The organism is Mesorhizobium sp. PUT5, from assembly GCF_052216645.1.
Lineage (GTDB): Bacteria > Pseudomonadota > Alphaproteobacteria > Rhizobiales > Rhizobiaceae > Mesorhizobium.
This window is the reverse complement of sequence record NZ_JBQOSO010000003.1, coordinates 466,208-486,094: the sequence shown is the minus strand read 5'-3', so window position 1 is coordinate 486,094 and position 19,887 is coordinate 466,208. Positions and strand designations below refer to the sequence as shown.

Below are 19,887 nucleotides of genomic sequence, written 5' to 3'. Positions count from 1 at the left end.
AAGGCCGCCTGCCGGGGGCCACGCCGCCCATGATCCCGCGCTATCCCTCCGTCGCCGCCGAGGTGACCAAGCTCTTCGCCGAGCGGGGTGCCGCCATGGTCGAGGTGCCGGTGTTACAGCCGGCCGATCCGTTTCTCGACATCGCCGGCGAGGATCTGCGCCGCCGCATCTTCCTGACCGAGAGCGAGACCGGGGCAAGCCTGTGCCTGCGGCCGGAATTCACCATTCCGGTGTGCCTCGACCACATCGCCGCCCAGGCCGGCACCCCGCGCCGCTATGCCTATCTGGGCGAGGTGTTCCGCCAGCGCCGGGAGGGCGGCAACGAGTTCTTCCAGGCCGGCATCGAGGATCTGGGCGACCCGCAGACGGCGGCCGCCGATGCGCGTTCGGTGGCGGATGCGCATGAACTGCTTTGCCGGGCGCTGCCCGGCCGCGCGCTCGCCGTCACGCTCGGCGACCAGTCGGTGTTCGAGGCGGTGCTGGCCGCGCTCGGCCTGCCGCGCGGCTGGCGCATGCGGCTGGCCCGCGCCTTCGGCTCGCACCAGATGCTGGAGGCAGCCCTGGCCGACCTTGCCGACCCGCCGCGCAATGGCGGCCTGCCGGCCGAGGTGGCGGCCCTGGCCGCAGATGCCGACATGGAAGGCCTGAGCGCCCACATCGCCGGGGGCATGGAGGAGGCCGGCCTGCCGGCTTCCGCCGGGCGCACGCCGGCCGACATCGCCCGCCGGCTGATCGAGAAGGCGCAATTGCGCAGCGTGCGGCTTTCCGAAGAGGCGTTTTCGGCCCTGAAGGCTTTTCTGGCCATCGAGGCGCCGCTTTCCGACGCCACCGCCGCGCTGGCGGATTTCGCCGCCGAGGCCGGGCTGTCGCTGGGGCCGGCGCTGGAGATCTTTGCGGCGCGCGCCGCGGCGATCGCGGAACACGGGCTGGCGGGCGAAGCGATCAGCTATGACGCGGCCTTCGGCCGGCCGCTCGACTACTATACCGGCCTGGTGTTCGAGATCGCGGCACGGGACGGCGACGGCTCCCCCGAACCTGCCCACGACCGTCCGCTGGCGGGCGGCGGCCGCTACGACCGGCTGCTGACGCTGCTCGGCGCGGAAGCGCCCATTCCCGGCGTCGGCTTCTCCGTCTGGCTCGACCGGGTCGAGGCCCTGCGGGAGGACGCGCGATGAGCGTGACGCTGGCGATCCCCTCCAAGGGGCGGTTGAAGGAGCAGGCGCTGGAGGTGCTGGCGCGCGCCGGGCTTGCCGTGCGCCTGCCGCAGGACGAGCGCCGCTATCACGCCCGCGTCGAGGGGCGCGACGACATCGACGTGGCGTTTCTGTCGGCCTCCGAGATCGCCGGCGAGATCGGCCAGGGCGCCGTGGACCTCGGCATCACCGGCGAGGACCTGCTGCGCGAAACCCTTGCCGACTGGCAGGCGCGGGCCGAGATCGCGGCGCGGCTCGGCTTCGGCCATGCCGATGTCGTGGTGGCGGTGCCCGACATGTGGCTGGACGTCGACACCATGGCCGATCTGGACGACGTGGCCGCCGACTTCCGCCAGCGCCATGGCCGCCGCCTCAGGATCGCCACCAAATACTGGCGGCTGACGCAGCAGTTCTTTTCCGGCAAGCACGGCATTCAGGTCTACCGCATCGTGGAAAGCCTCGGCGCCACCGAAGGCGCGCCGGCGGCCGGCTCGGCCGACATCATCGTCGACATCACCTCCAGCGGCTCGACGCTGCGCGCCAACCGCCTCAAGGTGCTGGCCGACGGCGTGGTGCTGGCCTCCCAGGCCTGTCTCGTCGCCTCGCGCCGGGAACGCACGGATGCCGATGCCGCCTGCCTGCGCGATATCGCGGTCAGGGTGGCGGCCGCGGTCGGCCGCAGCGGCTGAAGGCGCTCGACGCTGCGAAGCAGCGGGGTCATGCGCCTCGTCCTGCTGCATTGCACAAAACGCAGGGCTTCCATTCCAAATACGCAATGGAACTACGGGCCGATCCCGCCTATACAGGCCTCATCGAATTCCGCCGGGGACTTCCTCCTCCCAGAACCCGGTGGATACGGCCAGCATCTCCTCCTCCCGATGCCTGGCCGACCTATATGACGCCCGCCGCACCTCCTCCCGCGGCGGGCGTCATGCTTTTGGGCCCACCGATTTTCAAATCACCCGTGAAATGGCCGGGTCGGCATTCTTTCCACCCATCGGGGATTTGCGCCGGCCGCGCGCACTGCTAGGCTGTCGACGGCGCAGGGGTGCTGCCGGGCATCAAAATTTTGGGCCAGGTTCCGGTTGCCGGTTCCATGCCCAGGCGGAGGAGACCCATATGGCGACCGACCAGCCAGTTCCCGGCACGGCCGAACAAGGCCGCGACGAGGCCGCGGCAACCTTCATCGCGCCGCGCGACGGCCTTTCGCATGTGGCGGGCGACCGTTCGGCGCCGCTGCTCGAAAAGACCATCCCCGAGCTGCTGGCCGAGACGGTGCGCAGGCAGGGCCCGCGCGACGCGGCCGTTTTCCTTGCCCAGGACAAGCGCTTTTCCTGGGACGAACTGGGCGAGACAGTGGACGCTTTCGCCGCGGGGCTGCTTGCTCTCGGCCTCGACAAGGGCGACCGCATCGGCATCTGGTCGCCCAATCGCTGGGAATGGCTGGTGACGCAGTTCGCGACCGCGCGCGCCGGGCTGATCCTGGTCAACATCAACCCCGCCTACCGTCTGGCCGAGCTGGAATATGCGCTGAACAAGGTGGGTTGCCGGGCGCTGGTGACGGCCGCCCAGTTCAGGGCCTCGGACTATCTGGACATGCTGGCCAGGCTGGCGCCCGAGTTGCATGCGGCCGAGCCCGGCAAGCTCTCCGCGGCGCGGCTGCCGTCGCTGGAAATCGTCATCCGCATGGGCGAGGACAGCACGCCCGGCATGCTGAACTTCGGCGACGTGCTGGCCATGGCCGGCCGCGACGAATATGAGCGGCTCGACGCCATCACCGCGACGCTGCGGCCCGACGAGGCCATCAACATCCAGTTCACCTCCGGCACGACGGGAGCGCCGAAGGGCGCCACGCTCAGCCACCGCAACATCGTCAACAACGGCAACTTCGTCACCGCGGCGATCAGGCTGACCGAGGACGACCGCCTCTGCATCCCCGTGCCGTTCTATCATTGCTTCGGCATGTCGATGGGCTCGATGGGCTGCGTGACCAAGGGAACGACCATGGTGTTCCCCGGCGAAGGCTTCGACGCCGGGGCGACGCTGCAGGCGGTGGCGCAGGAGCGCTGCACCGGCCTCTACGGCGTGCCGACCATGTTCGTGGCCATGCTCGACCATCCGGACTTCGCAGGCTTCGATCTTTCCAGCCTGCGCACCGGCATCATGGCCGGCTCGCCCTGCCCCATAGAGGTGATGAAGAAGGTGGTGTCGCTGATGCACATGGGCGAGGTGACCATCGCCTACGGCATGACCGAGACCAGCCCGGTGTCGTTCCAGAGCAATGTGGACGATCCGCTGGAAAAGCGCGTCTCCACCGTCGGCCGTATCCAGCCGCATGTCGAGGTCAAGATCGTCGATTCCGAGGGCCGGACCGTGCCGGTGGGCGCGCCGGGCGAATTGTGCACCCGCGGCTATTCGGTGATGAAGGGCTATTGGGAGGACGAGGAGAAGACGGCCGAAGCCATCGACGAGCAAGGCTGGATGCACACCGGCGACCTCGCCACGCTGGATGGGGAAGGCTATTGCAACATCGTGGGCCGCGTGAAGGACATGGTCATCCGCGGCGGCGAGAACATCTATCCGCGCGAGATCGAGGAGTTCCTGTACCGGCACCCGAAGGTGAAGGAGGTACAGGTGTTCGGCGTGCCCGACGCCAGATATGGCGAGGAACTGGCCGCCTGGATCGTGACCGTGCCGGGCCAGACGCTGACGGAGGACGACATCAAGGCGTTCTGCGCCGACCAGATCGCCCGCTACAAGGTGCCGCGCTACGTGCGCTTCAAGGACAGCCTGCCGATGACGGTGACCGGCAAGGCACAGAAATTCCTCATGCGCGAGGCGATGATGGAGGAACTGGGCCTGACCGACGTCAGGACGGCATAGGCATTTCGGCATCCGCACCCGGCGCGGGCGCCGGCGCGCCGCCGTGGATGGCCCGGATAAAGCCCGCCAACTCCAGGCATTCGCCCTGCCGCGGCCCGTTGCGACGCCAGGCGAGGCAAACGGTGCGGGAGGGCGCCGGCTCGATGAAGGGCAGGACGCGGACGCCGCGCAAGCCCTGGGCCGGCTCGAGCGCCATTTCCGGAAGCAGCGTGACGCCGAGGCCGTGCGAGACCATCTGCAGCAGCGTGGTCAGGCTGGTGGCGCGGTAGCTGGTCATGGTGGCCGGGCGCACCCGCCCGCAGACGGCCAGCGCCTGGTCGCGCATGCAGTGCCCGTCCTCCAGCAGCATCAGCCGCTCCAGCACCGCGCTTTCCGGCGCGACCGGCGGGGCGACGAGATGCGGGTCGGCGGCGGGAACGGCCAGGAAGAAACGGTCGCAGAACAGTTCCTGTGCGGCGATGCTTGGAAAATCCAGCGGCAAGGCGGCGATGAAACCGTCCAGCCGACCCGCCGAGGTTTCCTCCACCAGCGCGGCCGTCACCGCCTCCCGGATCTCGATCAGCAGCGAAGGATGGCGCCGCTTCAGCTCCGGCAGAATGGCGGGCAGCAGGAAGGGCGCAACGGTGGGGATGATGCCCAGCCGGAACCGGCCCGCCATCGCCAGACGGTCGCGATGCATGGCCGCCTCCATCTCGCGCACTTCTGCAAGAATGCGCTCGATACGCGGCCTCAGTTCCTCGGCCTCGCCGGTCATGCGCACCACGCGGCCGGATCGGTCGAACAGCATGCAGCCCAGCCTCTCCTCCATCTCGGCGACCTGGGAGGACAGGGCCGGCTGGCTTACTCCCATCAACTCCGCCGCGCGCCCGAAATGCAGGGTCTGCGCGAGCGCGTCGAAATATTCCATCTGGCGCAATGTGACGCGTATCATAACGATAGATTATCGCAGCGAACAGGAAAGGCAATTTGCTTTTATGGGCGCGGCAGCCTAGTCTAGAATCATTCCAGATTCTTCCGGGCGTTGGCCCATCGGCGCAGGCCGAGGCGAGGCAAGGCCGGAGACGACCCGACCAGAACCAAGGAGAGAAGCCAAGCATGACGAAACCGACCATGACCACTTCGGCCGGCGCGCCGATTGCGGACAACCAGAATTCGCTGACGGCAGGCGAGCGCGGTCCTGTGCTTCTGCAGGACTACCAGCTCATCGAGAAGCTGGCGCACCAGAACCGCGAGCGCATCCCCGAGCGCGCCGTCCACGCCAAGGGCTGGGGCGCGCATGGCACGCTCAAGATCACCGGCGACATTTCCAGATACACCAAGGCCAAGGCGCTCCAGCCGGGCGCCGAGACGCCGCTCATCCTGCGCTTCTCCACCGTTGCGGGCGAGATGGGCGCGGCCGACGCCGAGCGCGACGTGCGCGGCTTCGCCATCAAGTTCTACACCGAAGACGGCAACTGGGACCTGGTCGGCAACAACACGCCGGTGTTCTTCGTGCGCGACCCGCTTAAGTTCCCCGACTTCATCCACACCCAGAAGCGCCATCCCAAGACGAACATGCGTTCGCCGACCGCCATGTGGGACTTCTGGTCGCTCAGCCCCGAAAGCCTGCATCAGGTCACCATCCTGATGTCGGACCGCGGCCTGCCGACCGACGTGCGCCACATCAACGGCTACGGCTCGCATACCTTCTCGCTGTGGAACGACGCCGGCGAGCGCTATTGGGTGAAGTTCCACTTCAAGACCATGCAGGGCCACAAGCACTGGACCAACGAGGAAGCCGAAAAGGTCATCGGCAAGACCCGCGAGTCCACGCAGGAGGACCTGTTCAACGCGCTGGAGCGCGGCGAATTCCCGCGCTGGAAGGTGCAGGTCCAGATCATGCCCGAAATGGACGCGGAAAAAACGCCGTACAACCCGTTCGACCTCACCAAGGTGTGGCCACATGCCGACTATCCGCCCATCGACATCGGCATCATGGAGCTGAACCGCAACGCGGAGAACTATTTCGCCGAGATCGAGAACGCGGCCTTCTCGCCGTCGAACATCGTGCCGGGCATCGGCTTCTCGCCCGACAAGATGCTGCAGGCCCGCGTCTTCTCCTATGCGGACGCGCATCGCCACCGGCTGGGCACGCATTACGAGTCGATCCCGGTCAACCAGCCGAAGAACGAGGTGCATCACTATCACCGCGACGGCCAGATGAACGTCTATGGCGGCATCAAGACCGGCAATCCGGACGCCTATTACGAGCCGAACTCCTTCGGGGGACCGGTCGAGCAGCCCGCCGCCAAGGAGCCGCCGCTGCGCATCTCCGGCGATGCCGACCGCTACAACCACCGCATCGGCAATGACGACTATTCGCAGCCGCGCGCGCTGTTCAACCTCTTCGACGAGGGTCAGAAGAACCGGCTGTTCTCAAACATCGCAGCCGCGATGGGCGGCGTGCCGGAATTCATAGTAGAGCGCCAGCTCGGCCATTTCGACAAGATCCATCCAGACTACGGCAACGGCGTGCGCAAGGCGCTGTCCGCCGCCGACGGCAAGGAACGGCCGGCGATCTCGGTGACCGAGAACACCCCGCAGGAAGCCGCCGAATAGGACGGCCTGCCCGAAAAGACGAAAAAGCGCGGAGCGATCCGCGCTTTTTTCATGGGGAGAAAGAAAGTCGCGCCGGAGCCGCCGATCTGTCGCCGGCGCGATGACCTATTGCACGGATCCGACCAGCACCGCCTGGCCGTCGCGGATCGATACCCAGCGGCCGGTGTTGTCGACGGCCTGCCGCTTGAGGAAGTGGTAGCCCGTCTGGTTCCACGGACGGACCTTGTCGGTGAGGTTGTCGAGGACGAAGTCGCCCTGGTCGGTCCGCACCGTCAGCACGGCATGGCCTTCGCCGTCGGGCTTGCGCACCACGGTGATGAGCAAATCGGCCAGCGAGATGCCGAGCCGGTTGAGGCGGCGGCGCTTCTCCAGCACATAGTCCTCGCAATCGCCGACGCCCTTGTCGGGATAGGCCCAGACCTCTTCCTTGCCGTATATTTCCATGTCGCTCAACGGCCTGACGGCTGCATTGACCGCAGCGGTGACGCCGGTAAGCTTGCGCCAGAGCGCGTTCGTCATCGGCGCCGGCGCCAGATCGCGCGGGCGGATCGAGCATTCCGTCGGACGGGCCCTGCAGAAGTCGTAATGGCCGATGGGTTGCGATGTCGGGCCGCCGGTCGCCATCGCCCCGGCCGCAGTGGCCGGCACCGAAGCCCAACCGAAAGCGGCCATCCCGATCGCCGCAGCCAAATAGCGCAAACCCGACGCCGCCGGTGAGGAATTCATTGTCCCCGCTCGCCCCTGTTCGTTAACGAAACGTTAAGGGCGCTTTACAGCGCGTGTCAATTCGTCTTCGCGATGGATTGCCGGGATGGTTACCCGCACGGGCGCAAAAGCGTCCATTCTGCAACACGCGACCGGTTCCGAGCGGAGCCGGTGCGGCCTTGCGGTCCCGCAGGGCCGGATCACATGCGGGCGACGCAGACAGCCGTGTGGCCGGAACTGACAAAGCCGAGCTGGCTGGCGGCGCCCCGCGACAGGTCGAGCATGCGGCCGCGCACGAAGGGGCCGCGGTCGTTGACGCGCACGATCACGCTCTTGCCGTTGCGCTGGTTGGTGACTTTCAGCCGCGTGCCGAAGGGCAGGGAGCGATGGGCGGCGGTGAGGGCGGAAGGGTTCATGCGCTCGCCGGAAGCGGTACGGGAATGGAGGGCGTACCAGGAAGCGCGGCCGCATTGCGCGGCGGAGGCGGCGGGGGAAGCGGAAGTGCCAAGCGCGAGGCCGGCAGCGAGGGTTGCCGCGGCGAGCGCGGCGCTTTCGATGATCTTCATGCAGAAGGACTTGGCTCCGTTGAATGAATGGGAGCCGTTAAGACGGGAAATGAGGCAGCAAATGCGGCGAACTGCCGGCTGTTCCAAGATACGGGAACAACTTTGGAGTCCTCCGGAAACAGTTTGTCAGAGAATTTTGGCGATTCTGGAAAGGAATCATTCAGAATTCGTCCGGCCTTCCGAGGTGACCGGGAGTCGATCGTCACGACTGGGAATGGATCATCAGCCGGTCGGGATCGCCGATCTTCAGGTGACGATCGGGCTCGATTCCGATAATGCCCACAGAGCTTGCGGCCCGCTGCAACCGCTTTCCTGTTGCTGTTGCCGCCGATGCGATCCGGCGCACCGTCCGGACCCGGCGCGTTTGCGGTACGCGGCGCAACGGGCTAGAGCAGCAGAGGCAGCGCAGGCGACAAGCAGCACTGCCGCTTTCGGAGAAGACTGGTCATGCCGTCCACCCTCACCATCGCCATCGACGGCCCGGCCGGTGCGGGCAAGGGCACGCTGGCGCGCCGGCTGGCCGACTACTACCACCTGCCGCATCTCGACACGGGGCTGACCTATCGCGCCGTGGCGCAGATGCTGCTGGCCAAGGGCTGGCCGCTCGGAGATGCGCCGCACGCGGTGGAAGCGGCACAGATGGTCGATCTCGGCCGCCTCGACAAGGCGACGCTTTCGGCCCATGCCGTGGGGGAAGCGGCGTCCAAAGTCGCCGTCATCGCCGAGGTGCGCAAGGTCCTGGTCGACAAGCAGCGCGCCTTCGCGCGCCAGCCCGGCGGCGCCGTGCTGGACGGCCGCGACATCGGCACGGTGGTCTGCCCCGACGCCGCGGTGAAGCTCTATGTGACGGCAAGCGCCGAAGTGCGCGCCAGGCGCCGGCTGGCGGAGATCGAGGCCAAGGACGGCACCGGCGACTTCGCCACCATTCTGGCCGACATCCTGCGCCGCGACGAGCGCGACATGGGCCGTGCCGACTCGCCGCTGAAGCCGGCCGCCGACGCGCACTTGCTCGACACGTCGGAAATGTCTATAGAGGCCGCGTTTCTGGCGGCCCGCGCCATCGTGGACGATGCCATGGCCAAGAGAGATGCGATCTGATCGGTTTTTCTTCCCTTTCCCTTGAGGAAATGAGGTAGGATAGCCACATCGGACCGGAACCAGCCTGCCAGCATTCTTGCATAGCGCCGCATTTGCCGCCACGGGCGGCCAGAACCCCAGGGTTCGGAACGCCGGCAGGCCAACGCAACGCTAACCACGGCGCCTGCCCCGGACGGGGCATTTCAGGAGACCATATGTCAGTAGCGAACCCTACTCGCGATGATTTCGCGAGCTTGCTCGAAGAATCATTTTCCGCCGGGCATTCCGGCGAAGGCCAGGTCGTGCGCGGTATCGTCACCGCCATCGAGAAGGACATGGCCATCATCGACGTCGGCCTGAAGGTCGAAGGCCGCGTGCCGCTGAAGGAATTCGGCGCCAAGGGCAAGGAAGGCAGCCTCAAGGTCGGCGACACGGTGGAAGTCTATGTCGAGCGCATCGAGAATGCGCTGGGCGAGGCGATGCTGTCGCGCGACAAGGCCCGCCGCGAGGAGAGCTGGGTCAAGCTCGAAGAGAAGTTCAGCAAGGGCGAGCGCGTCGAAGGCGTCATCTTCAACCAGGTCAAGGGCGGCTTCACCGTCGACCTGGACGGCGCCGTGGCCTTCCTGCCGCGTTCGCAGGTCGACATCCGCCCGATCCGCGACGTCACCCCGCTCATGCACAACCCACAGCCCTTCGAGATCCTCAAGATGGATCGCCGCCGCGGCAACATCGTCGTTTCGCGCCGCACGGTTCTGGAAGAGTCGCGCGCCGAGCAGCGTTCGGAAATCGTGCAGAACCTCGAAGAGGGCCAGGTGGTCGAGGGCGTGGTCAAGAACATCACCGACTACGGTGCGTTCGTCGACCTCGGCGGCATCGACGGCCTGCTGCATGTCACCGACATGGCATGGCGCCGCGTCAACCATCCGACCGAGATCCTGTCCATCGGCCAGACGGTCAAGGTGCAGATCATCCGCATCAACCAGGAGACGCACCGCATCTCGCTCGGCATGAAGCAGCTCGAGAGCGATCCGTGGTCCGACATCGGCACCAAGTTCCCGATCGGCAAGAAGATCCGCGGCACGGTCACCAACATCACCGACTACGGCGCCTTCGTGGAGCTGGAGCCGGGCATTGAGGGCCTGATCCACGTTTCAGAAATGTCGTGGACGAAGAAGAACGTGCACCCCGGCAAGATCCTGTCGACGACGCAGGAAGTCGACGTCGTGGTGCTCGAGGTCGATCCGGCCAAGCGCCGCATCTCGCTGGGCCTCAAGCAGACGCTGGAGAATCCGTGGGAGGCTTTCGCCCGCAACCATCCGGTGGGCTCGACCGTCGAGGGCGAGGTCAAGAACAAGACCGAGTTCGGCCTGTTCATCGGCCTGGACGGCGACGTGGACGGCATGGTGCACCTGTCCGACCTCGACTGGAACCGTCCGGGCGAGCAGGTCATCGAGGAGTATCAGCGCGGCCAGATGGTCCGGGCCCAGGTGCTCGACGTCGACATCGACAAGGAGCGCATCTCGCTCGGCATCAAGCAGCTCGAGCGTGATGCGGCCGGCGACGCCGCCGCTTCCGGCGAGCTGCGCAAGAACGCCGTCGTGACCTGCGAAGTGACCGGCATCAAGGACGGCGGCATCGAGGTGCGGCTGGTCGAGAGCGGGCTGGAGACCTTCATCAAGCGCTCCGACCTGTCGCGCGACCGCGACGAGCAGCGCCCCGAGCGCTTCACCGTCGGCCAGAAGGTCGATGCGCGCGTCATCGCCTACGACAAGAAGACCCGCAAGCTGCAGGTCTCGATCAAGGCGCTGGAAATCGCCGAAGAGAAGGAAGCGGTGGCCCAGTACGGCTCGACCGACTCCGGCGCTTCGCTCGGCGACATTCTGGGCGCCGCGCTCAAGAAGCAGGGCGGCAACTAAGCCCGCTCCCGTACGCGCCGTTCTCAACGGCGCGACACCAAGTCGAAAAAAACCCGCCGGAGCGATCCGGCGGGTTTTTTGTCCCTAGCCGACGAATTCGGCGCTAGAGTATCCGTTTTGGTCAAGGAAGTTATGGGGCCCATTTGCGGTGGTCCCTGAGCAGTGCGTTTGCGAGGACGATCAGCTTTCGCATGATGGCGGTGATGGCGACCTTGGAGGCTTTGCCGGCGGCCTTGAGCCCATCGTAGTTTGCCTTGAGGTCTGGATTGAAGCGCGTGGCGACGAGGGCCGGCATGTAGAGGGCCTGGCGAACGTTGGCCCGACCGCCTCTGATGAAGGCGCGGCCTGTCCATTTTCCAGACTGGCGTGCGACCGGGGCGAGGCCAGCGAGCGATGCAGCCTGGGTGTTTTCGAGGGTGCCGAGTTCGGGCATGTCGATGATCAGCGCGAAGGCGGTGATGGCCGAGACGCCGGGGATCGATACAAGGATGTCGAAGCGGTTGGCTAGGTCAGGATCGGCCTTGATGAGCTTCATGATCTCGACTTCGATCGCGGCGAGCTGGCGCTCGATCTGCCTGAGTTGCTCGCCATTGTGACGCTTGAGGATGGGTAAGGTCAGGTTCTTTGCTCTGTTCTTCGCCGCCGTGCGGTTTTTCACCAGCGCCTCGCGGGCCATGGAGAGATCCTTGAGATCATTAAGGAGCGGGCCGCGCGTCGGTCGGGCCTCGAGGTCGAGCAACATCCCCATGCGCGCCAGCATGGCGGCGTCGAGCCGGTCGGTCTTGGCAAGCCGGCCGGTGGCCTCGGCGAAGCGCCTTGCCTGACGCGGATTGACCTTGACAAGGGCGAAGCCGCCATCCGCCAGCCTCCGCTCGAAGGCTCGGTGATAAGGACCGGTCGGTTCGTAGACGATGCGGGTGTCAGGCTGTGCCAGCCACGCCAGGAATGCTCTATGGCCGGCCTTGTCGTTGCCAAAGCGGCGGCTTTTGCCATCGCTCATGCGGTGGGCGTCGAGATGGTTTTTCGAGATGTCGACGCCGATGGTATCGTTCATCATCTTTCGCTTGTCCTGTGCTTGTCGTCCGCAGCCGAACTGCGGGTATCCGTTCAGGCCTCAAGAGAAAGACGAGGGCGATCACACTCTAGCTCGACCCGTCAACGGTCAGCATTTCAACGATCCGACCCTCGCCGCCGACGAGGGGCTGCTACCCCTCCCGGCGGTCCCTTCTTCGCCCGTTCGGCAGCAAAAGTCATAAGACAAGCAATTCCAGGAAAAGTGGGAACCGGTTTTCCGTCCGGAATTGCGTCAAAACAAAGGGTTAGAGCGTTTCCGCGATTCGGAGAAAAGCGGAAGCGCTCCAGAGCATGTTGCTGCCAAGCGGAATCACCTGCGTCGCACACATGCGGCAAAATCAATCAGATAGACCATGATGTCGTCCGAAAACCGCTTCACGCTTTTCGGCATCATGGTCTAACGGCGCTTCAAGGCCTCGGCGAGCGCCGCCCCCAGCGCGCCCTGGGACTTGCCGCCCTGCCCGCCCGCCGCACCGGCGCGCGGCGGCTGACGCTGGGCAGAGGCGTGCTGCTGTGGCCTGGCATTGCTGTTTCGCCCCTGCGGCTGCCTGTCCGCGCCCCCGTCCTTGCGCATGGTGAGGCCGATGCGCTTGCGCTTGATGTCGACCTCGACCACGCGCACCTTCACCACGTCGCCGGCCTTGACCACCTCATGGGCGTCCTTGACGAAACGGTCGGCGAGTTGGGAAACATGCACCAGCCCGTCCTGGTGCACGCCGATGTCGACGAAGGCTCCGAAGGCCGCGACATTGGTGACGGTGCCTTCCAGCAGCATGCCGGGCTTCAGGTCCTTGATGTCGTCCACGCCCTCGGCAAAGGTCGCGGTGCGGAAGCCGGGACGAGGATCGCGTCCGGGTTTTTCCAGTTCGGCGATGATGTCGCGCACCGTCGGCAGGCCGAAGCGCTCGTCGACGAAGACGCGCGGGTCGAGCGCCTTGAGGGCCGCGCTGTCGCCCATCAGCGCGCGCACGTCGCGCCCGCAGGCGGCGACGATCTTCTTGGCCACGCCATAGGCTTCCGGGTGCACGGAGGAGGCATCGAGCGGCTCGGCGCCGTTGGGAATGCGCAGGAAGCCGGCGCATTGCTCGAAGGTGCGCTGGCCGAGCCGCGCCACATCCATCAGGCCGCGCCGGCTGGCGAAGGGGCCGTTGGCGTTGCGGTGGGCGACGATGGCCTCGGCGAGCGAGGCGCCGAGGCCGGAGACGCGCGCCAGCAGCGAGGCGGACGCGGTGTTGAGGTCGACGCCGACGGCGTTCACCGCATCCTCCACCACGGCGTCGAGCGCGCGCGCCAGCCGGAACTGGTCGACGTCATGCTGGTACTGGCCGACGCCGATGGACTTCGGCTCGATCTTGACCAGTTCGGCCAGCGGGTCCTGCAGGCGTCTTGCGATGGAGACGGCGCCGCGCAGCGACACGTCGAGGTCGGGGAATTCGGCCGCCGCCGTCTCCGACGCCGAATAGACCGAAGCGCCGGCTTCCGAGACGATCACCTTGAGCGGCTTGGGCCCGGACACACCCGATGGCATGTCGCCAAGCATCTCGGCCACCAGCTTCTCGGTCTCGCGGCTGCCGGTGCCGTTGCCGATGGCGACCAGTTCGACGCCATGCTTGCGGATCAATGCCGCAAGCATGGCCTGCGTGCCGCGCAAATCGTTCTTCGGCGGGAACGGGTAGACGGTCGTCGTGTCCACCAGCTTGCCGGTGCCGTCCACCACCGCCACCTTGACGCCGGTGCGGATGCCCGGATCGAGCCCCATGGTGGGCCGCGAGCCGGCCGGAGCTGCCAGGAGCAGGTCCTTCAGGTTACGGGCGAAGACGTGGATCGCCTCTTCCTCGGCGCGCTCGCGCAGGTCGCGCATCAAATCGAGCGTGAGGTGCAGGTTGAGCTTGACGCGCCATGTCCAGCCGGCGACCTCGGCCAGCCATTGGTCGCCCGCAAGCTGGCGGCCGATACCGTAGGCGTCCGCCACCATGCGCTCGGCCGGTTTGACCGGCGAGGTATCGTCGGCGTCCAGCTCGATGTCGAGGGCCAGCACCTCCTCGTTGCGGCCGCGCAGCATGGCCAGCGCCCGGTGGCTCGGCACGCCGGCCCAGCGCTCGACATGGTCGAAATAGTCGGAGAATTTTGCTCCGGCTTCCTGCTTGCCGTCGACGACCCGGGACCGGAGGAAGGCGCGATCCTTCATGTAGGTGCGCAACCTGCCGACAAGATCGGCGTTCTCGGCAAAAAGCTCGGCCAGAATGTCGCGCGCGCCTTCCAGTGCCGCTTTGATGTCCGGCACCTCTTCGCCGAGATAGGCGGCTGCCAGTTCGGCCGGCACGGCGGCGCGATCGGCCAATATGGCCTCCGCCAGCGGCCCCAGCCCACGCTCGCGCGCGATCTGCGCCTTGGTGCGGCGCTTGGGCTTATAGGGCAGGTAGATGTCCTCCAGTTCGGCCTTGGTGGCAGCCCCTGCGATCTTGCCTTCCAGCTCAGCCGTCAGCTTGCCCTGCTCGCGGATGGAGGAAAGGATGGTCTCGCGCCGCGCATCCATCTCGCGCAGGTAGACGAGCCGCTCGTCGAGCAGGCGAAGCTGGGTGTCGTCCAGCCCGCCGGTGACCTCCTTGCGGTAGCGCGCGACGAAGGGCACCGTGGCGCCCTCGTCCAGCAGCGAGATGGCCGCAGCGGCCTGCTCCGGCCGGGCGTTGATCTCGGCGGCGATGATTGCGGCGAGGCGTTTGGTGTCGGTGGCCATGGAAATCCCGGAATCATGGAACGGGCAGCGACCATAGAACCATTGCCGGACGGCGGCCAGCGCCGGTTTTCCACAGTGCGGCACGAGCGCGCGACGGGCCGGAGCAGATTGACGAAACCGGTATGGCTGGCTAGCCTGCGCGCGGAATTGGTTCCGCCGCAAGGCGGATGAAAAGGGAACGCGGTGCGGTCGGGAAACCGGCCAAAACCGAGACTGCCCCCGCAACTGTAACCGTTGAGCCTTTTTCCAGCACGCCACTGTCTGCCACGCGCGGCCGGGAAGGCGGAGGAAGGCCGAGACACGGAAGTCAGGAGACCTGCCTTTTCCAGTCACCCAAGCCTGGCCACGGGGTGTGGTTCGGCGCGGTCGTCCGTGGCGGTGACACTGAAGTGTTGCCGCATGCTGGAAACGGCCGGGGGTGGATGCGACAAGCCTGTCCGCGATCCGTCCTGCAGACCAGACCCGCTGCGGTTCGTCATGAACCTCGGGGCGAAGCATTTTCGCCGCCGATCCTTTTTGGGGGCGGATTTGAAGAAGACCATTTTGCTGGCCGGTGTCGCCGCACTGGCGCTGACGGGCCATGCCGGCGCGCAAGAGGCCGACAGCGGCGCGACGAAGCTCGACCGGATCCTGATCACGACGCCGCTGCGGCGCGAAAGCTCGCTGGAGCGCTCGACCTCGTCGGTGACGGTGATCGGCGCGGAAGACATCGCGCAGTCGGCCGCGCTCGACCTTCCGTCGCTGCTCAAGACGGTTCCCGGCATCACGGCGACCGCCAATGGCGGCCTGGGCGCGGATTCCAGCGTTTCCCTGCGCGGCACCACGCCCGCCCAGACGCTGGTGCTGGTCAACGGCGTGCGCGCAGGCTCGGCCACCACGGGAACGGTGAACCTGTCCAGCATCCCGCTTGCCTCCATCGAACGTATCGAGATCGCCAAGGGGGCGCATTCGGCCCAGTACGGCGCGGACGCCATCGGCGGCATCATCAACATCATCACCAAACAGGGCGGCCTCTGCGCCGACGGCAGCAGCGCCTGCGGCTCCGTCACCGTCGGGGTCACCCACCCGTGGGGCGGATATGCCTCCGCCGGCGTGCAGGGGCAGAGCCAAAGCGGCGTCAATTATGCGCTCGGCGGCCAGGTCCTCGGCACGCGCGGCTACGACTTCACCCTGCCGAGCGCCTGGGGCCACGAGCCCGGCCCCAACGGCTTCGTGCGCGGCTCGGCCAATTTCGCGCTGTCGAAGGACCTCGACTGGGGCCGCGTCTACGCCGACGGCCTCTATGCGCGCGGCCGCGTGTCCTACGACAGCGCGCCGCCTTCGGCCAACGAAGCCGACACGGACAATTTCTCCGGCCGCCTGGGCGCCCGCATCGACCACTCCGAGGACTGGTCGTCCACCCTCGAATTCTCGACGGCGCTCGACAATGCCGCCAATTTCCGTGGCGACGTCAAGGGCGACGATTTCGACACGACCCGCTACGGCGTGCTGGCCACGACGCAGAAGAGCTTCGAGACCGACACGGCCCGGCACGTGCTGCTGGGCGGCGTTGAAGCTTATCGCGAATCGGTCGCCGGCAGCTCCATCTTCGACGTGCCCTACGACCACACGAGCCGCGACCAGACGGCCGTGTTCGGGCAATATTCCTTCGAATACGAGGCGCTCACCGTCGATTCGGGCCTGCGCTACGACCATGACGGCCAGTTCGGCGGAGCCACCACCTACAATCTCGGCACCAGCTACGAGCTGACCGACGGGCTGGTGGCGCGCGCCTCGCTGGGAACCGGCTTCCGGGCGCCGACCTTCAACGACCTCTACTATCCCGACCCGTTCACACCCGGAAATCCCGACCTCAAGCCGGAAAAGTCGCGCTCCTACGAGATCGGGCTGACCTGGCAGCCGACCGCCGCCACCAGCCTGGACCTGGCGCTCTACCGCAACGACATCAGCGACCAGATCACCTGGGCGCCGATGGACCCGAACGACTTCTTCGGGCCCTGGCATCCGGACAACGTCCAGAAGGTGCGGATCACCGGCTTCGAGGCGGCACTTTCGCATCGCTTCAGCGAGGAATGGAGCGCCAAGGCGACGGTAGACGTGCGCGAGCCACTGAATCGCTCGGAGGGTCTGCACGGCCGCTACGTCATCTATGCCGACCGCTTCAAGGCCACCGCCGAGCTGGCCTACAGCCCCACCGAGCAGCTTCAGTTGATCGGCCGGGTGCTCTATGGCGCGGCCCGATACACGGACGAGGCCAACACGACCAAGCTGCCCGGCTATGTGACGGCCGACTTCACCGCCCTTTATGCGCTGGACAGCCGCTCGCAGTTCAAATTCTCGGTGGAGAACGTCTTCAACGAGCAATATGAAACCAAGGCAGGCTACCGGGCGCCGGGGCGCACGCTGGATCTCAGCTTCACCCGCGCCTTCTGATCCCGGGCCGGTCCAGGGCCGCGCCGGCCGCGAAGGAACCGCATGAGGCAGGCACGACAGATGCTCAACGCCTGCGCCGCCATCGCATTGGCGGCGGGGGCGGCGCTGTGCGGCGCGCCTGCCTTTGCCGGCGAGCCGCCGCGGCGCGTCGTCTCGCTCAACTTGTGCACCGACCAGATGGCCATGCTGGTGGCCGGCGAGGGCCAGCTCTATTCGGTCTCCGACCTGGCCGTCGATCCGCACTCTTCCGTCCTCGTCGGCGAAGCCGGGAAATACGCCATCAACCACGGCCTGGCCGAGGAGGTGTTCCTGATGCGGCCCGACCTGGTGCTGGCCGGCACCTACACCACCCGCGCCACCGTCGACCTGTTGCGCCGGCTCGGCATCCGCGTGGAGGAGTTCGCGCCCGAAAACTCCTTCGACGACATCCGCGCCGGCTTTCGGCGCATGGGCGAACTTCTTGGCCAAAAGGCGCGCGCGGACGGGATCGTCGCCCGGATGGATCGCGATCTCGTCGCCCTGCAAGCCAATCCGCGGCCGGACGTCACGGTCGCGGCCTGGGAGCCGAACAGCTACACCTCCGGCACGGGAACGCTGGTGGACGCCATCATCGGAGCCGCCGGGCTCACCAACATCGCCGGCCGCCTGGGTCTGACCGGCATGGCCAAGCTGCCGCTGGAACTGCTGATCCTGTCGCGGCCGGACATGGTGGCGGGCGAGAACCCGCATTATGCCGCCCCTTCGGTCGCACAGGACAATTTCGTGCATCCGGCCTTCCGCGAAGTGGTCCGCGACGCCGTCTCCGTGCCCCTGCCCGCCAGGCTGACGATCTGTGGCGGCCCCTTCACCGTGGAGGCGGCCCGCATGCTGCAGGCGGCTGCGTCGAGGATACCGGAGCGCCGATGAGCGGCACGACGCGATACCGGCTGCTGCTTTGCGGCCTCGGCGGGCTCACCGCCCTGCTGTTCCTGCTGTCGCTGAGCGTCGGCCCGGCGGCGATTGCCTTCTCCGACAGCATCCGGGCACTGTTTTCCGACCAGCGCGACGCGATCGCCCTGATCATGAAGGAGGTGCGGCTGCCGCGCGCGCTGCTGGGGCTGATGATCGGCGCTACGCTCGGCCTGTCTGGCGCGGCCCTGCAGGGCTACCTGCGCAACCCGCTGGCCGAACCGGGGCTGATCGGCATCAGCGCCGCAGCCTCGCTGGGCGCGGTGCTGGCCATCTATTCCGGCCTCACGGCGCTGTTCGCGCTGGCGCTGCCGCTGGCGGCCCTTGCCGCCGCCGTCGTCGCCGTCGTGGTGGTGCAGGCGCTGGCCGGCCTGCGCGGCGGCACGCTCAGCATCATCCTGGCGGGGGTGGCCGTGTCGAGCTTCGCCGGAGCCATGACCTCGCTGGCACTCAACCTGTCGTCCAATCCCTTCGCCGCCATGGAGATCATATTCTGGATGCTCGGCTCGCTGACCGACCGGTCCATGCTGCATGTGTGGCTGGCTGGACCGTTCATGATCGCGGGCTGGGTGATGCTGGCCCTGCTCGGCCGCGCGCTCGATGCGCTGACCCTGGGCAACGAAACCGCCGCCAGCATGGGCGTCGACCTGCGCCGGGTGCAGTTCCTGGCCGTGTTCGGCACCGCCGCCTCGGTGGGGGCGGCCACGGCCGTGGCCGGCGCCATTGGCTTCGTCGGGCTGGTGGTGCCGCATGTGCTGCGCCCGCTGGTGGGCGCGCGGCCCTCGCGCCTGCTGCCGGCCAGCGCGCTCGGCGGCGCCTGCGTGGTGCTGGCCGCCGACATCGCCGTGCGCATCATTGCCCCGGAACGCGACGTGAAGCTCGGCGTACTGACGGCGCTGGTCGGCGCACCCTTCTTCCTGTGGCTGGTCTACCGCACGCGCCGGAGGCTGGCATGAGCCTGCTTGCGGTGCGCGACCTGAAGGTGCGGCTGGGTGCCGTTCAAGCCCTCGACGGCGTTTCCTTCACCGTCGGCAGGGGCGAGTTCGTCGGCCTGATCGGGCCGAACGGCGCCGGCAAATCGACGCTGCTGCGCGCCGTGCTCGGGCTGCTTCCCGCGCAGGGCGAAATCACCATGGACGGCCGTGCCGCCGCCGGGATGAGCGCACGCGAGCGCGCGGCCCATATCGCCTATCTGGCGCAGGAACGCGAGATCGCCTGGGACGTGCCGGTGGGGACCGTGGTGGCGCTGGGGCGGGCGCCGCACCGCCCGGCCTTTGCCGGGCTGCGTGACGCCGACCGCGATGCGATCGAGCAGGCCATGCGGCGCATGGAGGTGGACGGTTTTCGCCAACGGCCGGCGACCGAGCTTTCCGGCGGCGAGAAGGCGCGTGTACTGATTGCGCGGGCCCTGGCGCAGGACACGCCGCTGCTTCTGGCCGACGAGCCGGCCGCCGGCCTCGACCCCGGCCACCAGATCGCACTGATGCGGCTGTTTGCCGAACTCGCGTCCGAGGGAAGAAGCGTCGTCGCCTCGCTGCACGACCTCGGCCTTGCCGCGCGCTGGTGCTCGCGCCTGATCCTGCTCGACCGCGGCCGCATCGCGGCCGACGGTACGCCCGGGACGGTGCTGACGCCGCAGCGGGTGCGCGAAATCTACGGCGTCACCGCCTTCTTCGGCACGGCCGCCGGCGGCAACGTGGTGCAGCCGCTCGACCTTGCCGAACCAGGCAAGGGCCGCGAGGACCCGTCCTGAGGCG

Annotated in this window: 15 protein-coding genes and 1 riboswitch; of the genes, 10 read left to right on the top strand and 5 right to left on the bottom strand. The window is 67.2% G+C overall.

The window, feature by feature from the left end; all coding sequences use genetic code 11:
- Nucleotides 1–29: 29 nt before the first annotated feature.
- The 3 genes from ACTDI4_RS03890 to ACTDI4_RS03880 all read left to right on the top strand — a co-directional run bounded on the left by ACTDI4_RS03890 (nucleotide 30) and on the right by ACTDI4_RS03880 (nucleotide 4,076).
- On the top strand, nucleotides 30–1,175 hold the full coding sequence (locus tag ACTDI4_RS03890; RefSeq protein WP_442839906.1) for an ATP phosphoribosyltransferase regulatory subunit: 1,146 nt from the start codon (nucleotides 30–32) through the stop codon (nucleotides 1,173–1,175).
- Nucleotides 1,172–1,882 (top strand): ATP phosphoribosyltransferase, encoded by a 711-nt coding sequence (gene hisG / locus ACTDI4_RS03885; RefSeq protein ID WP_442839905.1) that lies wholly within the window; start codon nucleotides 1,172–1,174, stop codon nucleotides 1,880–1,882. The genes ACTDI4_RS03890 and hisG overlap by 4 nt, the downstream gene beginning before the upstream one ends.
- A gap of 430 nt (nucleotides 1,883–2,312) precedes the next feature.
- Nucleotides 2,313–4,076 (top strand): AMP-binding protein, encoded by a 1,764-nt coding sequence (locus ACTDI4_RS03880; RefSeq protein ID WP_442839904.1) that lies wholly within the window; start codon nucleotides 2,313–2,315, stop codon nucleotides 4,074–4,076.
- Here ACTDI4_RS03880 and ACTDI4_RS03875 read toward each other — a convergent pair.
- Nucleotides 4,063–5,007 (bottom strand): hydrogen peroxide-inducible genes activator, encoded by a 945-nt coding sequence (locus ACTDI4_RS03875; RefSeq protein WP_442839903.1) that lies wholly within the window; start codon nucleotides 5,005–5,007, stop codon nucleotides 4,063–4,065. The two genes, ACTDI4_RS03880 and ACTDI4_RS03875, sit on opposite strands and share 14 nt — an antisense overlap.
- 164 nt (nucleotides 5,008–5,171) lie before the next feature.
- Here ACTDI4_RS03875 and katA point away from each other — a divergent pair, with 164 nt between their 5' ends.
- On the top strand, nucleotides 5,172–6,674 hold the full coding sequence (gene katA, locus ACTDI4_RS03870) for a catalase KatA (protein ID WP_442839902.1): 1,503 nt from the start codon (nucleotides 5,172–5,174) through the stop codon (nucleotides 6,672–6,674).
- A 105-nt stretch (nucleotides 6,675–6,779) separates the two neighbouring features.
- On the opposite strand, the gene ACTDI4_RS03865 is transcribed toward katA, so the two are convergent.
- Entirely contained in the window at nucleotides 6,780–7,400 is a 621-nt protein-coding gene (locus ACTDI4_RS03865; RefSeq protein ID WP_442839901.1) for a transglutaminase-like cysteine peptidase, read from the bottom strand.
- Nucleotides 7,401–7,579: 179 nt separating this feature from the next.
- Nucleotides 7,580–7,945, bottom strand: coding sequence for a septal ring lytic transglycosylase RlpA family protein (locus tag ACTDI4_RS03860; protein ID WP_442839900.1), 366 nt, complete (start codon nucleotides 7,943–7,945; stop codon nucleotides 7,580–7,582).
- Nucleotides 7,946–8,392: 447 nt separating this feature from the next.
- Between ACTDI4_RS03860 and cmk the strand changes: the two genes are divergently transcribed.
- Nucleotides 8,393–9,043, top strand: coding sequence for a (d)CMP kinase (gene cmk, locus ACTDI4_RS03855; protein ID WP_442839899.1), 651 nt, complete (start codon nucleotides 8,393–8,395; stop codon nucleotides 9,041–9,043).
- A gap of 194 nt (nucleotides 9,044–9,237) precedes the next feature.
- A complete protein-coding gene (gene rpsA, locus ACTDI4_RS03850) occupies nucleotides 9,238–10,938 on the top strand; it encodes a 30S ribosomal protein S1 (RefSeq protein WP_442839898.1) in 1,701 nt (566 codons plus the stop codon).
- 130 nt (nucleotides 10,939–11,068) lie between these two features.
- On the opposite strand, the gene ACTDI4_RS03845 is transcribed toward rpsA, so the two are convergent.
- Nucleotides 11,069–11,995, bottom strand: a complete 927-nt coding sequence (locus ACTDI4_RS03845; protein ID WP_442839897.1) for an IS110 family transposase — start codon at nucleotides 11,993–11,995, stop codon at nucleotides 11,069–11,071.
- Nucleotides 11,996–12,409: 414 nt separating this feature from the next.
- Nucleotides 12,410–14,749 carry a Tex family protein gene (locus ACTDI4_RS03840; RefSeq protein ID WP_442839896.1) on the bottom strand — a complete coding sequence of 780 codons (2,340 nt, stop codon included), beginning with the start codon at nucleotides 14,747–14,749 and terminating at the stop codon, nucleotides 12,410–12,412.
- A 131-nt stretch (nucleotides 14,750–14,880) separates the two neighbouring features.
- Nucleotides 14,881–15,087, top strand: a riboswitch (cobalamin riboswitch).
- Between the two features lie 139 nt (nucleotides 15,088–15,226).
- Here ACTDI4_RS03840 and ACTDI4_RS03835 point away from each other — a divergent pair.
- From ACTDI4_RS03835 to ACTDI4_RS03820, 4 genes are read left to right on the top strand one after another with little or no spacing between them, the layout of a single operon-like run.
- On the top strand, nucleotides 15,227–17,182 hold the full coding sequence (locus ACTDI4_RS03835; RefSeq protein WP_442839895.1) for a TonB-dependent receptor plug domain-containing protein: 1,956 nt from the start codon (nucleotides 15,227–15,229) through the stop codon (nucleotides 17,180–17,182).
- 42 nt (nucleotides 17,183–17,224) lie between these two features.
- The gene (locus ACTDI4_RS03830; RefSeq protein ID WP_442839894.1) at nucleotides 17,225–18,088 is read left to right on the top strand and encodes an ABC transporter substrate-binding protein; all 864 of its coding nucleotides are present in this window, start codon (nucleotides 17,225–17,227) and stop codon (nucleotides 18,086–18,088) included.
- On the top strand, nucleotides 18,085–19,086 hold the full coding sequence (locus ACTDI4_RS03825) for a FecCD family ABC transporter permease (protein ID WP_442839893.1): 1,002 nt from the start codon (nucleotides 18,085–18,087) through the stop codon (nucleotides 19,084–19,086). Before ACTDI4_RS03830 ends, ACTDI4_RS03825 begins: the two co-directional genes overlap by 4 nt.
- Nucleotides 19,083–19,883: an ABC transporter ATP-binding protein gene (locus tag ACTDI4_RS03820; protein WP_442839892.1), complete on the top strand. Its 801-nt coding sequence runs from the start codon at nucleotides 19,083–19,085 to the stop codon at nucleotides 19,881–19,883. Before ACTDI4_RS03825 ends, ACTDI4_RS03820 begins: the two co-directional genes overlap by 4 nt.
- Nucleotides 19,884–19,887: the final 4 nt, after the last annotated feature.